Here is a 21,577-nt window from a genome sequence, read left to right as displayed (position 1 = left end):
ACGAGTGTCTCTGATCGCTTCTGACCACTTCCGCATCGTTGTCGGCCTCGGCAAGAGCGGCATGTCCCTGGTTCGCTTTCTGGCGAACCGGGGCACGTCGTTTGCCGTCGCCGACACGCGGGAAAATCCACCGGAACTGGCCACGCTCAAGCGTGACTATCCGCACGTGGAAGTGCGTTGTGGCGAGCTCGACGTCGAATTCCTCTGCCGTGCCGACGAGCTCTACGTGAGCCCCGGCCTGGCGCTGGCGACTCCAGCGCTGCAGGCTGCTGCGGCCCGTGGCGTGAAATTGTCCGGCGACATCGAGCTGTTCGCGCGTAACGCGAAAGCGCCGATTGTTGCGATCAGCGGCTCCAACGCCAAAAGCACCGTCACCACGCTGGTTGGCGAGATGGCAGCGGCGGCGGGCAAACGTGTCGCGGTCGGCGGCAACCTCGGGGTGCCGGCGCTGGACTTGCTCAGCGACGACGTCGAGTTGTACGTCATGGAACTGTCGAGCTTCCAGCTCGAAACCACTGACCACCTCGGCGCTGAAGTGGCGACCGTGCTTAACGTCAGCGAAGACCACATGGACCGCTACAGCGGCCTGCCGGCCTATCACTTGGCCAAGCACCGGATCTTCCGTGGCGCCAAGCAGTTTGTGGTCAACCGTCAGGACGCCTTGAGCCGTCCGTTGATGGGCGAGGGCCAGCCGTGCTGGACCTTCGGTTTGAGCAAACCTGATTTCAAGGCATTCGGCATCCGCGAAGAAGACGGCGAGAAGTACCTGGCCTTCGAATTCCAGAACCTGATGCCGGTGCGCGAATTGAAAATCCGCGGCGCGCATAACCAGTCCAACGCCCTCGCGGCACTGGCGCTGGGTCATGCGGTCGGCCTGCCGTTCGACGCCATGCTCGCCAGCCTGCGCACCTTCGCCGGGCTTGAGCATCGCTGCCAGTGGGTCCGCGACCTGAATGGCGTGAGCTATTACAACGACTCCAAAGCCACCAACGTCGGCGCCGCACTGGCTGCCATCGAAGGTTTGGGCGCGGACATCGACGGCAAGCTCGTGCTGATCGCCGGTGGCGACGGCAAGGGCGCCGAATTCAAGGATCTGCGCGATCCGGTGGCGGCCAACTGCCGCGCCGTGGTGCTGATGGGCCGCGACTCCGACTTGATCGGCCAGGCCATCGGCCACGGCGTGCCGCTGATTCGCGTCAACTCGCTGGACGAAGCTGTCGCCCAATGCCGCGCCATCGCCGAACCCGGCGACGCGGTGCTGTTGTCGCCGGCCTGCGCCAGTTTCGACATGTTCAAGAATTATGAAGACCGTGGTCACCAGTTCGTCCGCGCTGTGGAGGAATTGGCATGAGCCTGCGAAATATCATCAAACCGTATCCGTCGCCGATCATCACCGGGCGCGGTATCGACCTCGACTTCCCGATGCTCGTTGGTTGCCTCGCCTTGATCGGCCTCGGCCTGGTGATGATTGCCTCGGCTTCCACCGAAGTGGCCGCCGTGCAGTCAGGCAGCGCGCTGTATTACATGACCCGTCACTTGATCTACATCGTTCTGGGCCTCGGTGCCTGCATCGTCACCATGATGATTCCGATCGCCACGTGGCAACGCCTCGGCTGGCTGATGCTGCTCGGCGCGTTCGGCTTGCTGGTGATGGTGATCATCCCGGGCATTGGCCGGGAAGTGAACGGCTCGATGCGCTGGATCGGGTTCAGCTTCTTTAACGTGCAGCCATCCGAAATTGCCAAGGTGTTCGTGGTGATTTACCTCGCCGGTTATTTGGTCCGTCGGCAGAAAGAAGTGCGCGAGAGCTGGATGGGCTTCTTCAAGCCGTTCATCGTGCTGCTGCCAATGGCCGGGCTGTTGCTGATGGAGCCGGACTTCGGTGCCACCGTCGTAATGATGGGCGCAGCGGCAGCGATGCTGTTCCTTGGCGGGGTCGGGCTGTTCCGGTTCTCGCTGATGGTGGTATTGGCGGTTGGCGCGGTGGTGTTGCTGATTCAGGTACAGCCCTATCGAATGGCGCGTCTGACCAACTTCGCCGACCCGTGGGCCGACCAGTTCGGCGCCGGTTATCAGTTGTCGCAAGCCCTGATCGCGTTCGGTCGCGGTGAATGGCTGGGCGTGGGCCTGGGCAACAGCGTGCAGAAACAGTTTTATCTGCCGGAAGCGCACACCGACTTCGTGTTCTCGGTACTGGCCGAAGAGCTCGGCGCGGTGGGTTCGTTGTGCACCGTCGCGCTGTTCGTGTTCGTGTGTATTCGCGGCATGTACATCGGTTTGTGGGCAGAGAAAGCCAAGCAGTTTTTCGCCGCTTACGTGGCTTACGGTTTGTCGTTCCTGTGGATTGGTCAGTTCCTGATCAACATCGGCGTGAACGTCGGCCTGCTGCCGACCAAAGGCTTGACCTTGCCGTTCCTCAGTTACGGCGGCAGTTCGTTGGTGATCTGCTGTGCCTGTCTCGGCTTGTTGCTGCGCATCGAGTGGGAGAGTCGAACCCACTTGGGCAGTGAAGAGATGGAGTTCCATGAGAGCGACTTCGCCGAGGAGCCGACCCATGGGCGCTAACGTTTTGATCATGGCCGGCGGCACTGGCGGGCACGTGTTCCCGGCGCTGGCCTGCGCGCGGGAATTCCAGGCACGCGGCTACACCGTGCATTGGCTTGGCACGCCGCGCGGCATCGAAAATGACCTGGTCCCGGCGGCCGGTCTGGAACTGCATCGGATCAATGCCAGCGGCTTGCGCGGCAAAGGCAAACTGTCGCTGCTCAAGGCGCCATTGATGTTGCTCAAATCGATCTGGCAGGCGCGGGCGATCATTCGTCGGCTGCGGCCGGTGTGCGTGGTCGGCTTCGGTGGTTATGTGACCGGCCCCGGCGGCGTCGCGGCGAAACTGTCTGGCGTGCCGGTCATCGTTCACGAGCAGAACGCCGTCGCCGGTACCGCCAATCGGTTGCTGATGCCGTTGGCCGCCCGAGTCTGTGAAGCGTTCCCCGACACCTTTACCCTGTCGAACAGCCGTCGGACCACCGGTAATCCGGTGCGCACCGAGCTGTTCCTCGAAACACCGCGACCAGCCCTGGCCGGTCGCAAGGCGCGTTTGCTGATCCTCGGCGGAAGCCTGGGCGCAGAACCGTTGAACAAGTTGCTGCCTGAAGCCCTGTCGCAAGTCGCCGCCGACCTGCGTCCGGAAGTGTTTCATCAGGCCGGCAGAAACCACGATGAAGTGACTGCGCAGCGCTATCGCGAGGCTGGCGTCGAGGCGCAAGTGCAGCCATTCATCAAAGACATGGCCCAAGCCTATGGCTGGGCCGACCTGGTGGTGTGCCGTGCAGGCGCGTTGACCATCAGTGAACTGGCCGCCGCCGGTCTGCCCTCGATGCTGGTGCCTTTGCCCCACGCGATTGACGATCACCAGACCCGCAACGCCGAATATTTGGCCCGTGAAGGCGCAGCCTTCCTGATGCCACAAAGAACGACTGGCGCCGCAGATCTTGCCGCACGCCTGACAGAGGTCCTGATGCAACCGCAACGACTCAATGACATGGCCAACGCGGCCCGCCGTCTGGCGAAACCTGATGCTACCCGTAACGTTGTCGACACCTGCCTGGAGGTGGCCCATGGTTGAGAATCAGAAAGCCATGCCGCACCCGGAAATGCGCCGCATCCGTAAAATCCACTTCGTCGGTATCGGCGGCGTGGGCATGTGTGGCATCGCCGAAGTGTTGTTGAACCTGGGCTATGAAGTGTCCGGTTCCGACCTCAAAGCATCGCCAGTGACTGAACGGCTCGAATCGTTCGGCGCGCACATTTATATCGGCCACCGTGCCGAGAACGCTGCCAACGCCGATGTGCTGGTCACTTCGAGTGCCGTGAACACTTCCAACCCGGAAGTCGCCACCGCCCTGGAACGCCGGATCCCGGTGGTGCCGCGTGCGGAAATGCTCGCCGAGCTGATGCGCTACCGCCACGGCATCGCCGTCGCCGGTACGCACGGCAAAACCACTACCACCAGCCTGATCGCTTCGGTGTTCGCCGCCGGTGGGCTCGACCCGACGTTCGTCATCGGTGGTCGTCTGAATGCTGCTGGCACCAATGCCCAGCTCGGCACTAGCCGTTACCTGATCGCCGAAGCCGATGAAAGCGACGCCAGTTTCCTGCACTTGCAGCCATTGGTGGCCGTGGTTACCAACATCGACGCCGACCACATGGCGACCTACGACGGCGACTTCAACAAACTGAAGAAAACCTTCGTCGAGTTCCTGCACAACCTGCCGTTCTACGGGTTGGCGGTGGTCTGCCTCGATGATCCGGTGGTGCGTGAAATCCTCCCGTTGGTCAAACGCCCAACCGTGACTTACGGCTTCGGCGATGACTGCGATGTGCGCGCAATCAATGTGCGCCAGCAAGGCATGCAGACCTTCTTCACCGTGCTGCGCCCTGAGCGCGAGCCGCTGGACGTTTCGGTCAACATGCCGGGCAACCACAACGTATTGAATGCGCTGGCGACCATCTGCATCGCCTCCGACGAAGGCGTCAGCGATGAAGCCATCGTCCAGGGCCTGTCCGGGTTCCAGGGTGTCGGCCGACGCTTCCAGGTCTACGGCGAGCTGCCGGTCGACGGCGGCAACGTGATGTTGGTCGACGACTACGGTCACCACCCGACCGAAGTGGCGGCAGTGATCAAAGCCGTACGCGGTGGCTGGCCGGAGCGTCGTCTGGTGATGGTTTACCAGCCGCACCGTTACAGCCGCACGCGCGACCTGTACGACGATTTCGTCAATGTCCTGGCCGATGCCAACGTCCTGCTGCTGATGGAAGTCTATCCGGCGGGCGAAGAGCCGATCCCGGGCGCCGACAGCCGCAAATTGTGTAACAGCATCCGTCAGCGTGGTCAGTTGGACCCGATCTACATCGAGCGCGGTGTCGACCTTGCGCCACTGGTGAAACCGCTGCTGCGTGCCGGCGACATCCTGCTGTGCCAGGGCGCCGGAGACATCGGTGGCCTTGCGCCGAAATTGCTCGCCAGTCCGTTGTTCGCCGGTGCGGTTGCCGCGCCGACTGTGGGGAAGTTGAAATGACTGCTGCTTACGCCAACCTCGCCTCCACGATCGCGCCGAAAGACTTCGGCCGCGTCGCCGTGCTGTTCGGCGGCAAGAGTGCCGAGCGTGAGGTTTCGCTGAAGTCCGGCAACGCGGTGCTTGAAGCACTGCAAAGCGCTGGCGTGGACGCGTTCGGCCTCGACGTCGGCGATGACCTGCTGCAGCGTTTGCTCAACGAAAAAATCGATCGCGCCTTCATCATTCTCCACGGTCGTGGCGGTGAAGACGGCAGCATGCAGGGCCTGCTCGAATGCCTGGGAATTCCTTACACCGGTAGCGGCATCCTTGCGTCCGCATTGGCGATGGACAAGCTGCGCACCAAGCAGGTCTGGCACAGCCTCGGCATTCCGACGCCGCGCCATGCGGTACTGAGCTCCGAGGCGGATTGTATTTCTGCGGCGACGGAACTGGGCTTCCCTTTGATCGTCAAACCGGCCCATGAAGGTTCAAGTATCGGTATGGCCAAAGTGAGTTCTGCGTCGGAGTTGATCGACGCGTGGAAAGCGGCCGCTACCTACGATTCGCAAGTGTTGGTCGAGCAATGGATTCAAGGTCCGGAGTTCACCATCGCCACCCTGCGTGACCAGGTGTTGCCTCCGATTGCCCTGGGCACGACGCACAGTTTCTACGACTACGACGCCAAGTACGTGGCTGCCGATACGCAGTACCGGATCCCGTGCGGCCTCGACAGCCACAAAGAGCAGGAATTGATCGACCTCACGGCCAAAGCCTGTGAGGCGCTGGGTATTGCCGGTTGGGGCAGGGCAGACGTGATGCAGGACGCCGAAGGGCAGTTCTGGTTTCTCGAAGTCAACACCGCGCCGGGCATGACCGATCACAGCCTGGTGCCGATGGCGGCCCGTGCTGCCGGTCTGGATTTCCAGCAACTGGTTTTGGCGATTCTGGCCGCCAGCATTGAAGAGCCGCGAGGGTAAGACCATGCAAGGCGCGCATTTGCGACATCAGCCCCCCGCACCTCCCGGCCGCAAGCCGGTGCCGCGTGGTGCCAGCCGAATGGTGGCGAAAGAGCCGATGTCTGCGCGCCTGCCGAAAGCCAATTTTGGTTTTCTCAAAGCCCTGTTCTGGCCAGTGTTGCTGGTCGCGCTGGGCTTCGGTACCTACGAAGGCGCGCAGCGGTTGCTGCCCTACGCCGACCGGCCGATCACCAAGATCAACGTGCAGGGCGATTTGAGTTACATCAGCCAGCAAGCCGTGCAGCAGCGCATCGCCCCGTACGTGGCGTCGAGCTTCTTCACCATCGACCTGGAAAGCATGCGCACCGAGCTGGAAACCATGCCATGGATTGCCCACGCCGAAGTGCGTCGGGTCTGGCCGGATCAAGTGGTGATTCGCCTGGAAGAACAACTGCCCGTGGCCCGTTGGGGCGATGAGTCGCTGTTGAACAACCAGGGCCAGGCGTTCACCCCGCGTGAACTGGCGAACTACGAACATTTGCCACAACTGTTCGGCCCACAGCGGGCCCAGCAGCAAGTGATGCAGCAATACCAGGTGCTGAGCCAGATGCTCAGGCCATTGGGCTTCTCGATTGCACGCCTGGAATTGCGTGAACGAGGCAGCTGGTTCCTGACCACCGGCGCCGGCAGCGCTGGCCCGGGAATCGAACTGCTGCTGGGACGCGGCAACCTGGTGGAAAAGATGCGCCGCTTCATTGCCATCTACGACAAGACGCTTAAAGAACAGATTACGAACATTGCGCGCATCGATCTGCGCTACGCCAACGGCCTTGCTGTTGGCTGGCGGGAACCTGTAGCGCCCACGACAGCCCAACCCGCTGTCGCGAAGAATTAAGAAGAGGCAGGACCCATGGCAAACGTGCAAAGCGGCAAAATGATCGTCGGTCTCGATATCGGCACCTCCAAAGTGGTGGCGCTGGTCGGCGAGGTCTCGGACGACGGCACGCTGGAAATCGTCGGGATCGGCACCCACCCGTCCCGTGGCCTGAAAAAAGGCGTGGTGGTGAACATCGAGTCCACCGTGCAATCGATCCAGCGCGCCATCGAAGAAGCGCAGCTGATGGCCGGTTGCCGGATCCACTCGGCGTTTGTCGGCGTGGCCGGCAATCACATTCGCAGCCTGAACTCGCACGGCATCGTCGCGATTCGTGATCGCGAAGTCAGCGCCGCCGACCTTGAGCGTGTGCTCGACGCCGCTCAAGCCGTGGCGATTCCGGCTGACCAGCGCGTGCTGCACACGTTGCCGCAGGACTACGTGATCGATAACCAGGAAGGCGTTCGTGAGCCACTGGGCATGTCGGGCGTACGTCTGGAAGCCAAGGTCCACGTGGTGACCTGCGCCGTCAACGCCGCACAGAACATTGAAAAATGCGTGCGCCGCTGCGGTCTGGAAATCGACGACATCATTCTCGAGCAACTGGCCAGCGCCTACTCGGTGCTGACCGACGACGAGAAAGAGCTGGGCGTGTGCCTGGTCGACATCGGTGGCGGCACCACTGACATCGCGATCTTCACCGAAGGCGCGATCCGTCACACCGCAGTGATCCCGATTGCTGGCGATCAGGTGACCAACGACATCGCCATGGCGTTGCGCACCCCGACCCAGTACGCCGAAGAAATCAAGATTCGCTACGCCTGTGCCCTGGCCAAACTGGCCGGCGCGGGTGAAACCATCAAGGTCCCAAGCGTTGGCGACCGTCCACCGCGCGAACTGTCCCGCCAGGCTTTGGCCGAAGTGGTCGAGCCGCGTTACGACGAGCTGTTCACGCTGATCCAGGCCGAACTGCGTCGCAGCGGCTACGAAGACCTGATTCCGGCTGGCATCGTCCTGACCGGCGGCACGTCGAAGATGGAAGGCGCGGTCGAACTGGCCGAGGAAATCTTCCACATGCCAGTACGCCTGGGCGTGCCTCACGGCGTGAAAGGTCTGGATGACGTGGTACGCAACCCGATTTATTCGACTGGCGTTGGCTTGTTGATGTACGGCCTGCAAAAGCAGTCCGACGGGATTTCGTTCTCGGGCATCAGCAGCCGCGACAGCTATAGCAATGAAGAACCGAAAGCCGCTCTGCTCGATCGCATCAAGAGCTGGGTACAAGGCAACTTCTGAAGAATTACCGCAACACCGCAAGACCGCAACAAACGCAGTAGGCGAAAAAACTAGAGAACGTAAAGGAGAGGGAAAATGTTCGAACTCGTAGACAACATCCCCGCAAGCCCGGTTATTAAAGTTATCGGTGTTGGCGGTGGCGGCGGAAACGCTGTTAATCACATGGTCAAGAGCAACATTGAAGGCGTTGAATTCATCTGCGCCAACACTGATGCCCAGGCGCTGAAATCCATCGGCGCGCGGACCATCCTGCAACTCGGCACCGGCGTGACCAAAGGTCTGGGCGCCGGCGCCAACCCTGAAGTAGGTCGTCAGGCCGCTCTCGAAGACCGTGAGCGCATTGCCGAAGTCCTGCAGGGCACCAACATGGTGTTCATCACCACTGGCATGGGCGGCGGCACCGGTACCGGGGCTGCGCCGATCATTGCTGAAGTGGCCAAGGAAATGGGGATTCTCACCGTTGCGGTGGTGACTCGTCCGTTCCCGTTCGAAGGTCGCAAGCGTATGCAGATCGCCGACGAAGGTATCCGTCTGCTGTCTGAAAGCGTCGACTCGTTGATCACCATTCCCAACGAGAAGCTGCTGACCATCCTCGGTAAAGACGCCAGCCTGCTGTCGGCTTTCGCCAAGGCAGACGATGTACTGGCCGGTGCCGTTCGCGGTATCTCCGACATCATCAAGCGTCCGGGCATGATCAACGTCGACTTTGCCGACGTACGGACTGTCATGAGCGAGATGGGCATGGCGATGATGGGCACTGGCTGCGCCAGCGGTCCGAACCGTGCACGCGAGGCCACCGAAGCGGCCATTCGCAACCCGTTGCTCGAAGACGTGAACCTGCAAGGTGCACGCGGCATCCTGGTGAACATCACCGCCGGTCCTGACCTGTCCCTGGGTGAGTACTCCGACGTGGGTAGCATCATCGAAGCCTTCGCTTCCGAGCACGCAATGGTCAAGGTCGGTACCGTTATCGATCCGGACATGCGCGACGAATTGCACGTGACCGTGGTTGCCACTGGTCTGGGCGCGAAAATCGAGAAGCCTGTAAAGGTTATCGACAACACCATGCACACGTCCGTGGCTTCGCAGTCGCAACAGCAGCAGCAACAAGCGCCTTCGCGTCAGGAAGCGCCTGCTGTCAACTATCGTGACCTGGACCGTCCGACCGTCATGCGCAACCAGGCTCAGGCCGGTGCTGCGACTGCCGCGAAGATGAATCCGCAGGACGATCTGGACTACCTGGACATCCCGGCATTCCTGCGTCGTCAGGCTGATTGATGGAATGTATCAGGGCTATGAAGGTGATTGGTGTTCAGCAAAGGTCTGGTCTGCTATTATCGCCAGCCTTTGTTGATACCAGTTCGCAATTTGCGCTGAAGCGGCCCAAGCCATGATTAAACAACGCACACTGAAAAATATTATCCGTGCCACAGGTGTAGGCCTGCACTCCGGGGAGAAGGTATACCTGACCCTCAAGCCCGCACCTATCGACACCGGCATCGTGTTTGTTCGTGCCGATCTGGACCCTGTGGTGCAGATTCCCGCTCGCGCGGAAAACGTTGGCGAAACCACGATGTCGACCACGCTGGTCAACGGTGACGTCAAAGTGGATACGGTGGAGCACTTGCTCTCGGCCATGGCTGGCCTGGGCATCGATAACGCCTACGTCGAGCTCTCCGCGTCCGAAGTTCCAATCATGGATGGTAGCGCTGGACCTTTCGTATTCCTGATTCAGTCGGCCGGCCTGGAAGAACAGGACGCGGCCAAGAAGTTCATCCGGATCCTGCGGGAAGTGACAGTGGAAGACGGCGACAAGCGCGCCACTTTCGTCCCTTTCGAAGGTTTCAAAGTGAGCTTCGAGATCGATTTCGATCACCCGGTTTTCCGTAACCGCACACAAAGTGCAAGCGTGGATTTTTCCAGCACTTCGTTCGTAAAAGAAGTCAGCCGCGCCCGTACCTTTGGTTTCATGAGTGACATCGAGTACCTGCGCAAGCACAACCTCGCACTCGGCGGCAGCGTTGAAAACGCTATTGTGGTCGACGCGGATGGTGTACTGAACGAAGACGGCCTTCGCTATGAAGACGAATTCGTGAAGCACAAGATCCTCGATGCAATTGGTGACCTCTACCTGCTGGGCAATAGCCTGATTGGTGAGTTCAAGGGCTTCAAGTCCGGCCACGCATTGAACAACCAGCTGCTGCGCAAGTTGATTGAGCAGACAGATGCTTGGGAAGTCGTGACTTTCGAAGACGCCAGCACTGCACCGATCTCTTACATGCGTCCTGTTGCGGCCGTGTAAGCAAAAAACCTCTCTAGTTTTTGAAGGCTGCCCTCGGGTGGCCTTTTTTTATGCCTGGATTTTGTGGCAGACATTACGGCCCCTTCGCGGGCAAGCCTCGCTCCTACAGGGGATCCGCAAAAACCTGTGGGAGCGAGGCTTGCCCGCGAAGAGACCCGCCGACGCAGCACAAAAGTCAGTCGGCAACCACCCGATTCCTCCCACCTTCTTTCGCCTGATACAACGCCTTGTCCGCCGCAAACAGCAACCGCTCCAGACTCATGTCGCTGGCCGTGGTCCAGGTGCTGATGCCGATACTGACAGTAATCGGCGAATCCGCGCCCGCCAGCGATGGCAGCCGTTCGACGCCGGCGCGGATGTGCTCGGCGATTTGCTGTGCGCCGGCGCTGTCGGTTTCCGCGAGGATCACCGAAAACTCCTCGCCGCCGTAACGCGCGACCAGATCCGCCGGCCGTCGGACATGGCTGCTGATCACCTTCGCCACCGCGCGCAATGCCTCGTCGCCGCACGGATGGCCGTGCCGATCATTGAACGCCTTGAAATGATCGGCATCGATCATCAGCACCGACAGCGGTTTGCCGGAACGTTGCGCCCGAAACCACTCGTGGCGCAGCACCTGATCGAGCATTCGACGGTTGGCCGTGCCGGTCAGCGCATCGGTGGCCGCCAGTTGCGCCAATTCGCGCTCGGCGTTGTGGCGCAGGCGCAGTTCGCGCGAAAGCAACCAGGCCAACCACAGCAGGCCGATGCACAACACACCGGTGGCGCCGCTGACCACCAGCGCCGTGCGTTGCCACGTGGCGAACACTTCGCGGCTGGACAGCGCGACGATCACCGTCAACGGCAAATTGCCTACTCGGGAAAAGGTGTACAAACGGTGCTGCTGGTCGATGCTCGACACGCTGCTGAAACTGCCGCTGCCCTCGCGCAGGATGCGCTCGACGTTGGGTCGGTTGGCGAAGCTTTTGCCAATCGAATCGCTCAGCAAATAGGGTTTTTGCGCCAATAGCAGGCCGTCGTTGTTGATGATGTTCAACGTGCTGTCGTTGCCGATGTTCAGGCTGTTGAACAGCTCATCGAAGTACGCCAGGCGCATCGACGCCACCGCCACGCCGAGGAATTCGCCGGTGGGCGAGGTGATGCGTCGACTGAAACTGATGCGCCACTGGTCGTGGTCTTCGCAATCGCAGCGGGTTTTGAACGGGCGGCTGATAAACATCCCGCTGTCGCGGCTGGAGAGATGCGCGAGGAAGTAATCGCGATCGGCGAAGTTGCCCGGTTTCGGCTGGATCAGCGACGAGTCGGCCAGCACCTCGCCATTTTTATCCAGCAACAAAATGTCGCCCTTGAAGCGCGCGGTGGTGGAGCGATCAAACAGCACCAGATGCCGCACTTGCGGCGACATCTGCTTCAAGTCATCGCGTTGGGAAGCGGCTATCAGGCCCAGCAGGGTCAAGTCGTAGAGCTCGACGGTGCGCAGCACATCGGCGTCGATCAGTTGGGCAATGGTCGTCGCACTGCGCGTTGCTTCCTGGCGCGCATTCGCGTGTTCACGGATCAACAGGTAAGTGACGATGCTGACAATCGCGATCACCGTCAGGCAACTGCCGAGAAGCAGCAGCCATTCTGGCCGTCGGGTCCTGCGCGGGATGTCGGGGATGCGGCTGGCGATCATGGTTTGGCTGTCTGCTGAAAAGGCTTAATAAGCTTAGTTGCATATCCGCCGTTGCCGGAGGACGCGCGCTTAATGCCGCAAACAGTCATGAATATTGGGAGGGCGGGCTGCAGGAGCGAGCCTGCTCGCGAAGAGGCCGTGTCATGACTGACAAAACGCTTTCGCGAGCAGGCTCGCTCCTGCAGTTTTTTGCGTTAGCTGGTCAGCCGGGTTTCAGAACACGTTGAACGGGTAATCGACGATCACGCGGTATTCGTCGGTGTCCTGATCCAGCGCGCCGTAGCCGTTGCCGCCACGGTTGGTGGCCCATTGCAGGCGCAGCGACAAGTCTTTGGCCTGACCTTGCTGGACCACGTATTTCAAATCGATATCGCGTTCCCAGTGCTTGGCGTGTTTGCCATCGGCGCTGTACCACGAGGCGTAACCCTTGCTGTCCGGGTCGACCTTGGTCAGATCGGTTTCACCGCGCGAGTAAGACACTGCCGAGGTCAGGCCCGGCACGCCGACGCCAATGAAGTCGTAGACGTATTTGAGTTTCCACGAGCGCTCGTTCGGGCCGTTGAAGTCCGAGTATTGCTGCGAGTTGTCGAGGAATACGCTGTCGCCCTGGCTGATGTAGTCGAACGGCGTGTTGCCGTTGACCCGCTGATACGCGGCGGTGACGCTGTGATTACCGGCGGCGACGGTAAAATGCAGGCTGTAGGTGTTGTTGTCGATGTTGCCCAGCAACGCGTCGCCGGTGTCTTGCGTGTGGTAGAAATGCAGGCCCGGGTTGAGGCTGACCATCTCGTTGACCGCGTAGGTGTAATCCAGATCGTAGTAGTACTGGTTCCAGATGTCCTTGAGCTCAGCGGCGTACAGGCTGCTGGTCAAACCCGGCAAACCGCTCCAGACCACGCCGGCCCAGTTCAGGTGCTCGCTGTTGTCGCCGTCGGCCAGGGTGCCGTAGGAGGCGCCGATGCGTTTATGGCCGCTCTGGTTGTACGGTTTGGTGAAACTGGCTTGGCCACCTTCGATCATCCAGCCATCGAAACTGGTATTGGTCAGGCTGACCCCGCGAAAGGTCTGCGGCAACATGCGGGTGTCGCCGCCGGCGATCACCGGGTTGGTCAGGAACAAGTCGCCGGCCTTCAATTCGGTGTCGAACGCGCGCATTTTCAACGCAGCGCCGGCGGTGGAAAACGAGCCCGGCGCTTTGCCGTTGCCCGCGCCGATCGGCAGGATGCTCGAACCATCGGTGCCGCCACCGCCATCGAGTTTCAACCCGAGCATCGCGTGGGCGTCAATGCCGAAACCGACGGTGCCTTGGGTGAAACCGGATTCAAACCGACCGAGAAAACCCTGGCCCCACTCGATGTTGTCATCGGCGTTCTGCAGGCGATTGCGGTTCATGTAGTAATTGCGAGCGTTGAGGTTAAGGCTTGACCCTTCGACAAAACCTTCTTGACTCGCCTCATCGGCGGCTTGGGCGTTGGCGGACATCGTTGCAGCAATTGCAATGAACAACGGGCTCAGCTTTAGAGTAAAAGACACGTGCGGTACAGCTCCTTTTGGTCATCAACGTCAGTTCATGGATCGACGTTTTTTATTTCTTGTTTAGGGAGACGTTTTGAAACGTGTTTTCTGCACAACGAAAAAAAGCCGCTGATAGCAGCGGCTTTGAAGACAACTTTTCAACGGGAAGAGCCGATGAAAAGTGTCGAGGGAAACGGTGCGATACGCGTAATCAGCTGTCTTTCTCAACCTGTGGCCGGGCAGCAGAAGTCGACGCTTGAGGGGTTTGTGCAGCGTCTTGGGCCTTGGCGGTCATTTCTGTCTGATGCGCCTGGAAGGCGTCTTCCCGCGCCGCGTTTTGCGCGACGAAGGCTGGCGATTCTTCCGCCATGGCAACCGGGGACAGGAATAAGGCGGACATGACGAAAGCGCTGGCAATACCCATAGTGTTGGACATCTTTAAAACCTTCTTGCTTGGCAAGTGCTGTTTGGTGCGCGAAGGTTAAGGCGCTGTGGCGAAGGGAAACAGAGCTGATTTCAGAAAGGACTATTGCGTGAGAAGCAATAGTTGGGTTTTGCGTCGGTTGGAAGAACCACCCCTCACCCCAGCCCTCTCCCCATAGGGGAGAGGGGGAAAGGGAGCCGATCGGGGGCTTTTCAGAACTCGAGTTCAACTCGATATATCAGGTCGATGTGGCTCTGAGAACAACTCGGTCAGTCCCCTCTTGCCATAGGGGATAGGGGAAAGGGAGCCGATCGGGGGCCTTTCAGAACTCGAGTTCAACTCGATATATCAGGTCGATGTGGCTCTGAGAACAATTCGGTCAGTCCCCTCTCGCCATAGGGGGGAGGGGGGAAAGGGAGCCGATCGGGGGCTTTTCAGAACTCGAGTTCAACTCGATATTTCAGGTCGATGTGGCTCTAGGAACAACTCGGTCAGTCCCCTCTCCCCATAGGGGATAGGAGGGAAGGGAGCCGATCGGGGGCTTTTAGAACTCGAGTTCAACTCGATATATCAGGTCGATGTGGCCCTAAGAACAACTCGGTCAGTCCCTTCTCGCCATAGGGGTAGGGGGAAAGGGAGCCGATCGGGGGCTTTTCAGAACTTGAGTTCAACTCGATATATCAGGTCGATGTGGCTCTGAGAACAACTCGGTCAGCCCCCTCTCGCCATAGGGGAGAGGGGGAAAGGGAGCCGATCGGGGGCTTTTCAGAACTCGAGTTCAACTCGATATATCAGGTCGATGTGGCCCTAAGAACAACTCGGTCAGTCCCCTCTCGCCATAGGGGAGAGGGGGAAAGGGAGCCGATCGGGGGCTTTTCAGAACTCGAGTTCAACTCGATATATCAGGTCGATGTGGCTCTCAGAGCAACTCGGTCAGTCCCCTCTACCCTCTGGGGAGAGGGTTAGGGTGAGGGGTGGATTCAGAGTCGATCCGAGTCAGACCGGCAGGTGAATGCCGAAGGTGTTAACCCCGTGATCACTGCGCACAAAAACATCCCCGCCGTGCATCAGCGCAATCGCTTTCACAATGGCCAAACCGAGGCCATGGTTATTGCCGCTGTTGCTGCGCGACGCGTCTACGCGGTAAAAGCGCTCGAACAAGCGTGGCAGATGCTCGCTGGCAATCGGCATTCCGGGGTTGGCCACGCCGATGCTCACCTGATGCTCCGCCGCCTCGATCCGCACCTGAATCACCTGCCCGGGCTCGGTGTGTTGCACCGCGTTGCTCAGCAGGTTGATCAACGCCCGGCGCAGATGCGCGATCTCGATCCGCACCTGCGCGTCACCGCTGACCTGCACCTCAACCTGCGCATCTTCGAGAATGAAATCCAGATATTCGAGGGTCGTCGCCACTTCATCGGCCAGCGAGGTCGTGGTCAGTTTTGTCGCTTTGCTGCCCTGGTCGGCGCTGGCCAGAAACAGCATGTCATTGATGATCGAACGCAGCCGCTCAAGCTCTTCGAGATTGGATTGCAGCACCTCGAAATAGTGTTCCGCCGAACGCCCGCGGGTCAGCGCGACCTGGGTTTGGCCAATCAGGTTAGTCAGCGGCGAACGCAATTCATGCGCGACGTCGGCATTGAATGATTCCAGCCGCGAATAGGCCTGTTCGACGCGCTCCAGTGTCGCGTTGAACGAACTGACAAATTGGTCCAGCTCCGGCGGCAATGGCGACAGACGCAAACGTCCCGAGCGCAATGGCGGCGCCAGCCGCTGGGCTTCCTGGGACAGTTTGATCAACGGCTTGAGGCCGATCCGCGCCACCCAATAACCCAGCGCCGAGGCCAGCAACACGCCGACAATCGCCAGGCTGATCAGGGCAATCAGCAAGTGGTGCTGAGTCTGCAAAATCGTCTCGGTGTCGATGCCGATCATGAAGCGCAACGGCGGGCGTTGGTCCTTGGCCGGGAACTGACTGACCAGCACTTTCAGCGGCGAATCATGCCCCGGCAAATGCAAATCGCGGCGGCCCAACGGCCCTGCGGCGAAGTCGCGGATCTGCGGGGTGATGTGGCCGTATTCATACTGCGGATCGCCGCTGACGATCCAGAAACTGATGCGCTTGTCTTCTTCGCCGAGCAGCTTGAGCTTGTTATTGATCTTCACCCAATGCTCGGGCGTGCCATACCGGCCGACCGTGGATTCGAGCACGCTGTACCGTGCATCCAGCTCGGCTTCGGGCAACAAGCCCAGGCCTTTGTCGACCTGCTGATACAACGCCCAGCCGATCAACAGAAACACCAGCGCCGCCACCAGCGTGAACATCCCGCTGAGGCGCAGCGCGATTGAATTACTGGACACCACGGCTCTCCAGCACATAACCCATGCCGCGAATTGTGTGCAGCAATTTCTCGTCGAACGGCCCGTCGAGCTTGGCGCGCAGGCGTTTGATCGCGACTTCGACGACGTTCGCGTCGCTGTCGAAATTAATGTCCCAGACCATCTCGGCAATTGCAGTTTTCGAGAGGATTTCACCCTGGCGCCGGGCCAACACGCTGAGCAGCGAAAACTCTTTCGCGGTCAGGTCCAGTCGGGCGCCGGCGCGTGTGGCTTTGCGGCTGATCAAATCTATCCACAGGTCGGCGATGCTCACTTGCACCGGTTCGTGGCCGCCACTGCGGCGGGTCAGCGCTTGCAGGCGCGCGACCAGTTCGAGGAAGGAAAACGGTTTGCCGAGGTAATCGTCGGCGCCATCGCGCAGGCCTTTGATCCGGTCTTCGACGCGCTCGCGGGCGGTGAGCATGATCACCGGCGTCTGTTTGCGCGCGCGCAACGCACGCAACACGCCGAAGCCGTCGAGCCCCGGCAGCATTACGTCGAGAACGATTACCGCGTAATCGCTTTCCAGCGCCAGGTGCAAACCTTCGACGCCGTCGCGCGCCACGTCGACGGTGTAACCCTGTTCCGTGAGGCCGCGATGCAGGTAATCCGCGGTTTTTTCCTCGTCTTCAATAATCAGAACGCGCATGACCCCGCCTCAGTCTGTGGTCGCCAGCGCCGTTGCAGGCGCGGGCGCTGGTGGGTGGGAGTGTCTATGAAAAAGTCGCTCGAGCCACAAGTATATGACCGGTGTGGTGAACAACGTCAGCGCCTGGCTCACCAGCAAACCGCCGACCACCGCGATCCCCAGCGGCTGGCGCAGCTCGGCGCCGGTGCCGTAACCGAGCATCAGCGGCAGCGCGCCGAGCAGGGCGGCGAGGGTGGTCATGATGATTGGCCGGAACCGCGTGATGCACGCCTGATAAATCGCCTCTTCCGGCGGCAAGCCCCTGCTGCGCTGCGCTTCGAGGGCGAAGTCGATCATCAGGATGCCGTTTTTCTTGACGATGCCGATCAGCAACACCAGGCCGATCAACGCCATGATCGAGAAGTCCTGACCGCAGATCCACAACATGATCACCGCGCCCAATCCCGCCGACGGCAGGGTCGAGATGATCGTCAGTGGGTGCACGAAGCTCTCGTAAAGCACGCCGAGAATAATGTAAACCGCCACCAGTGCCGCCAGAATCAGCCACGGCTGGCTGGCCAGCGAACTCTGAAACGCCTGCGCCGCACCCTGGAAATTGCCGCTGATCGCGGTCGGCATGCCGATTTCCGCTTTGGCCTGATTCAGCAGAATCACCGCATCGCCCAACGCCACGCCGGGCGCGAGGTTGAAGGACATGTTGGCGGCCGGGAACATCCCGTCGTGGGCAATCGACAATGGGCCGATGGTCGGCGCGTCGAACTTGGCCAGCGCCGACAACGGCACCATTTCCCCGCTCAACGGCGAGCGCAGGTAGAAATAATTCAGGCTTTCAGCCTTGCCGCGTTGTTGGGTGTCGAGCTCCAGAATCACGTTGTATTGATTGATCTGAGTCTGGAATTCGTTGATCTGCCGCTGACCAAAAGCGTCGTACAACGCTTCATCAACATCGCTGGCAGTCAGGCCGAAACGCGCGGCGGCGCTGCGGTCGATGCTGATGTGGGTGATGCTGCCGCCCAGTTGCAGGTCGTTGGAAATATCGCGAAACGCGGGGTTGCTGCGCAATTTGTCGGTCAGGCGTTGGGTCCAGGTGCTCAGCGTCGCGCCGTCGTTGCTCTTGAGCACGTATTGATATTGCGCGCGACTTGGGCCGGAGCTGAGGTTGATGTCCTGGCCGGCGCGCAGGTAAAGGACGATGCCGGGGACTTTCATCAGTTGCGGGCGAATCCGGTCGATGAACTGGCTGGCCGTGACGTCGCGGTCGCCGCGTTTTTTCAGGGCGATCCAGAAGCGCCCGTTGGCGATGGTCTGGTTGCTGCCGGAGACGCCGACCGAGTGCGAAAACGCTTGCACGGCCGGGTCCGCTGCGACGATTTCGGCCATCGCCAAGTGTTTTTTCACCATGTCGCCGTAGGAAATATCCGCCGCCGCTTCGGTGGTGCCGAGGACAAAACCAGTGTCCTGGATCGGGAAGAAACCCTTGGGGATAAAGATGTAGCCGGCCACCGCCAAGCCCAGCGACAGGAAAAATACGCCGATCATCAAGCGCTGATGGGCGAGGGCGCGGCGCAGGCCTTTCTCATACCCGGCGAGCAAACGGTCGCCGAAGGTCTTTTTGCTATTGGCGTTGTGCACCGGCGCGCGCATGAACAGCGCCGCCAGTGTGGGCGCGAGGGTCAGCGAAACCACCACCGAAATCATGATGGTCGAGGTCGCAGTGAGGGCGAATTCCTTGAACAGACGCCCGACCACGCCGCCCATGAACAGCAGCGGAATAAACGCTGCGACCAGCGAGAAACTGATGGAAACCACGGTGAACCCGATCTCGCCGGAACCCTTGATCGCCGCCTCGCGCATGCCGTCGCCGGCCTCCAGATGCCGGTGAATGTTCTCCACCACCACAATCGCATCGTCGACCACAAACCCTACGGCCACCACGATCGCCACCAGCGTCAGGTTGTTCAGGCTAAAACCCATGACGTACATCAGGGCAAAACTGGCGATCAGCGACACACCGAGCACCGCCGACACGATCAGCGTCGCCGACCACTGACGCAGGAACAGCGCCATCACCGCCACCACCAACAGGACCGCGATCAGCAAGGTGATTTCCACCTCGTGCAACGATGCGCGAATTGTCTGCGTGCGGTCGATCAGCACCTTGACCTCGACCGAGGCCGGCAGCATCGCTTCAAGCCCCGGGAGCGCAGCTTGGATGCGATCCACGGTCTCGACAATGTTCGCCCCCGGTTGCCGCGAAATCACCAGATTGACCCCCGGCCGATCACCCGCCCAGGCCTGCACGTAGGCATCTTCCGAACCGTTGACGACTTTGGCGACATCTCTCAGGTGAACCGGTGCACCGTCCTTGTAGGAAACGATGAGTTGGCTGTATTCGTCGGGGTGAAACAGTTGGTCGTTGGTCGACAGCGTCGAAATGCTCGACTCGCCATACAACGCGCCTTTGGCCAGGTTGAGGCTGGTTTGCTGGATCGCCAGGCGAATGTCGGCGAGGGTCAGGCCGATGGCGGCGAGTTTGTCCGCCGAGGCCTGGACGCGAATCGCCGGACGTTGCTGACCGGTAATGTTGATTTGCCCTACACCGTCGATCTGGCTTATCTGACGCGCGAGCAGGGTTTCCACCAGATCGCTGAGTTCGGTGCCAGGCATCTGCGTCGAGCTGACACTGAGGATCAACACCGGACTGTCGGCCGGGTTGACCTTCTTCCAAGTCGGCAGCGTCGGCATGTCCTTGGGCAGTTTGCCGGCGGCGGTATTGATCGCTGCCTGAACTTCCTGGGCGGCGGTGTCGATGCTTTTATCGAGGGTGAATTGCAGGGTCAGCAGGGTCGAGCCGAGGGCGCTGCTCGAGGTCATTTGGGTCATGCCGGGGATGGCGCTGAATTGCACTTCCAGCGGCGTTGCCACCGACGACGCCATGGTGTCGGGGCTGGCGCCGGGCAGTTGCGCGTTGACCTGAATCGTCGGGAATTCCGCTTCCGGCAGCGGCGCAATCGGCAAACGCGGGAACGCGATGACGCCGAGCAGCACCAGGGCAAACGTCAGCAGAATGGTCGCGACCGGGTGATCGATGCACCACGCCGAAGGGCCTTTCATCGCTTGGGCTCCGTTTGCACCACTTGCGGCGGCTCGCTGAGGACTTGCACGGTTGAACCGGGTTTGAGCCGCGACTGCCCGTCGCTGACCAATATGTCGCCCGGTTTGACCCCGCTGATGATGTCCTGGCCGCTGCCCTGATAGACCATTTGCACTTGCACAGTTTCGACTTTGTCGCCGTTGACCCGGTAGACGAAGTGTTGATCGAGCCCACGTTGTACGACTGTCGGCGGCACCACCAGCGCATCTTTACTCAACGCTGTCTGAATTTTTACCGTGACCAGCAAGCCCGGCCAGAGCTTTTGCCCCGGATTGTTGAATTCAGCCTTGGCGCGAATCGTCCCGGTGTTGGCGTTGATCTGGTTGTCGATCAGCGTCAGGTGACCTTCGCCCAGCAGGTTGCCGGTTTCGCCGTCGGTCTCGGCGCCGATGTAGGCCTTCACTTGCGCGCGTTGCGGGTCACCGATCAGGCCTTGCAGGGTCGGCAGCATTTGCTGGGGCAGGGAAAACTCCACGGCAATCGGATCGATCTGCGTCACCGTGAACAACCCTTGGGTATCGGTCATGCGCAGGAAATTGCCTTCATCGACTGTGCGAATACCGACGCGACCGGTGACCGGAGAGCGAATCTGCGTGTAGGAAAGCTGCACCTGCGCGGCGTCGATGGACGCCTGATTGCCTTGCGCGGTGGCTTTGAGCTGGTTGACCAGCGCTTGTTGCTGGTCGTAAGTCTGCTTGGACACACCGTCGTCGACGCTCAACAGCTTGTAGCGCTTGAGGTTGACCTGCGCCACTTGCAACTGCGCCTGGCTCTCGCCGAGTTGCGCGCGCGCCTGATCGAGGCTGGCGCGGATCGAACGGTCGTCAATCGTAGCGAGCAGGTCGCCGGTCTTGACCAGTTGACCTTCCTTGACCAGCAACTTGGTGAGAACGCCGTCGATCTGCGGCCGGACCACCACGCTGTGCAGCGAAAGCACCGAGCCGATGCCGCTGACGTAACGCGGGACATCTTTCGCGGCAACTGTCACCACGCGCACCGGAATCGCGGTCGGCGCGGCGAGTTTGGCGGTGGCCGGTTTAGTCGCGTACCACAGGATCAGCGCCGCCAGGACGATCAGCGGGACAGCGATCAACGCGGATTTTTTGTGGATTCGCATGCGAAAGAGGCGCCGGGGCTGGAGGGACGGGAATAGCGTCGGATTTTATACCTCCCGTTATAGTCCTGTGACCCGGTCAGGAAAGTGACTGCTAACTGACGCGGCTGTCAGTTTGGCAGACGTAGTTCGCCAGATAGACCGAGTTATCGTTCATCGCGGGCAAGCCTTGCTCCTACATT

16 protein-coding genes are annotated in these 21,577 nt (G+C 60.5%); 9 read left to right on the top strand and 7 right to left on the bottom strand.

Annotated features, from left to right (window positions below; all coding sequences use genetic code 11):
- Positions 1–4 precede the first annotated feature (4 nt).
- From murD to lpxC, 9 genes are all read left to right on the top strand, one after another.
- Positions 5–1,351 (top strand): UDP-N-acetylmuramoyl-L-alanine--D-glutamate ligase, encoded by a 1,347-nt coding sequence (gene murD, locus BI292_RS07435; RefSeq protein WP_101207483.1) that lies wholly within the window; start codon positions 5–7, stop codon positions 1,349–1,351.
- On the top strand, positions 1,348–2,565 hold the full coding sequence (gene ftsW, locus BI292_RS07430; protein WP_092278206.1) for a putative lipid II flippase FtsW: 1,218 nt from the start codon (positions 1,348–1,350) through the stop codon (positions 2,563–2,565). Before murD ends, ftsW begins: the two co-directional genes overlap by 4 nt.
- A complete protein-coding gene (gene murG, locus BI292_RS07425; protein WP_092278208.1) occupies positions 2,555–3,625 on the top strand; it encodes an undecaprenyldiphospho-muramoylpentapeptide beta-N-acetylglucosaminyltransferase in 1,071 nt (356 codons plus the stop codon). Before ftsW ends, murG begins: the two co-directional genes overlap by 11 nt.
- Entirely contained in the window at positions 3,618–5,078 is a 1,461-nt protein-coding gene (gene murC / locus BI292_RS07420; protein WP_092278210.1) for a UDP-N-acetylmuramate--L-alanine ligase, read from the top strand. The genes murG and murC overlap by 8 nt, the downstream gene beginning before the upstream one ends.
- Positions 5,075–6,034: a D-alanine--D-alanine ligase gene (locus BI292_RS07415; RefSeq protein ID WP_101207482.1), complete on the top strand. Its 960-nt coding sequence runs from the start codon at positions 5,075–5,077 to the stop codon at positions 6,032–6,034. Before murC ends, BI292_RS07415 begins: the two co-directional genes overlap by 4 nt.
- Positions 6,035–6,038: 4 nt before the next feature.
- Positions 6,039–6,908, top strand: coding sequence for a cell division protein FtsQ/DivIB (locus tag BI292_RS07410; RefSeq protein WP_101207481.1), 870 nt, complete (start codon positions 6,039–6,041; stop codon positions 6,906–6,908).
- 15 nt (positions 6,909–6,923) lie between these two features.
- Positions 6,924–8,183 (top strand): cell division protein FtsA, encoded by a 1,260-nt coding sequence (ftsA, locus tag BI292_RS07405; RefSeq protein WP_046048247.1) that lies wholly within the window; start codon positions 6,924–6,926, stop codon positions 8,181–8,183.
- 75 nt (positions 8,184–8,258) lie between these two features.
- Positions 8,259–9,461, top strand: coding sequence for a cell division protein FtsZ (gene ftsZ, locus BI292_RS07400; protein ID WP_092278216.1), 1,203 nt, complete (start codon positions 8,259–8,261; stop codon positions 9,459–9,461).
- A 112-nt stretch (positions 9,462–9,573) separates the two neighbouring features.
- A complete protein-coding gene (lpxC, locus tag BI292_RS07395) occupies positions 9,574–10,485 on the top strand; it encodes a UDP-3-O-acyl-N-acetylglucosamine deacetylase (RefSeq protein WP_054045542.1) in 912 nt (303 codons plus the stop codon).
- Between the two features lie 175 nt (positions 10,486–10,660).
- On the opposite strand, the gene BI292_RS07390 is transcribed toward lpxC, so the two are convergent.
- The 7 genes from BI292_RS07390 to BI292_RS07360 all read right to left on the bottom strand — a co-directional run bounded on the left by BI292_RS07390 (position 10,661) and on the right by BI292_RS07360 (position 21,398).
- Positions 10,661–12,160: a sensor domain-containing diguanylate cyclase gene (locus tag BI292_RS07390; RefSeq protein WP_101207480.1), complete on the bottom strand. Its 1,500-nt coding sequence runs from the start codon at positions 12,158–12,160 to the stop codon at positions 10,661–10,663.
- A gap of 213 nt (positions 12,161–12,373) precedes the next feature.
- A complete protein-coding gene (locus tag BI292_RS07385) occupies positions 12,374–13,642 on the bottom strand; it encodes an OprD family porin (protein ID WP_371918709.1) in 1,269 nt (422 codons plus the stop codon).
- 244 nt (positions 13,643–13,886) lie between these two features.
- Entirely contained in the window at positions 13,887–14,111 is a 225-nt protein-coding gene (locus BI292_RS07380) for a hypothetical protein (RefSeq protein WP_092278222.1), read from the bottom strand.
- Between the two features lie 984 nt (positions 14,112–15,095).
- Positions 15,096–16,460 carry a heavy metal sensor histidine kinase gene (locus BI292_RS07375; protein ID WP_092278224.1) on the bottom strand — a complete coding sequence of 455 codons (1,365 nt, stop codon included), beginning with the start codon at positions 16,458–16,460 and terminating at the stop codon, positions 15,096–15,098.
- Positions 16,450–17,127, bottom strand: coding sequence for a heavy metal response regulator transcription factor (locus BI292_RS07370; RefSeq protein WP_101207478.1), 678 nt, complete (start codon positions 17,125–17,127; stop codon positions 16,450–16,452). The genes BI292_RS07375 and BI292_RS07370 overlap by 11 nt, the downstream gene beginning before the upstream one ends.
- A gap of 9 nt (positions 17,128–17,136) precedes the next feature.
- Entirely contained in the window at positions 17,137–20,241 is a 3,105-nt protein-coding gene (locus tag BI292_RS07365; protein ID WP_101207477.1) for a multidrug efflux RND transporter permease subunit, read from the bottom strand.
- Positions 20,238–21,398 carry an efflux RND transporter periplasmic adaptor subunit gene (locus BI292_RS07360; RefSeq protein ID WP_101207476.1) on the bottom strand — a complete coding sequence of 387 codons (1,161 nt, stop codon included), beginning with the start codon at positions 21,396–21,398 and terminating at the stop codon, positions 20,238–20,240. The genes BI292_RS07365 and BI292_RS07360 overlap by 4 nt, the downstream gene beginning before the upstream one ends.
- Between the last annotated feature and the right edge of the window lie 179 nt (positions 21,399–21,577).

Origin of the sequence: Pseudomonas sp. 43NM1, from assembly GCF_002836905.1 — a bacterium.
In the GTDB taxonomy this organism is placed as follows: Bacteria; Pseudomonadota; Gammaproteobacteria; order Pseudomonadales; family Pseudomonadaceae; genus Aquipseudomonas; species Aquipseudomonas prosekii.
The sequence above is the reverse complement of the archived record's forward strand: the minus strand, read 5'-3'. Positions and strand labels throughout refer to the sequence as shown.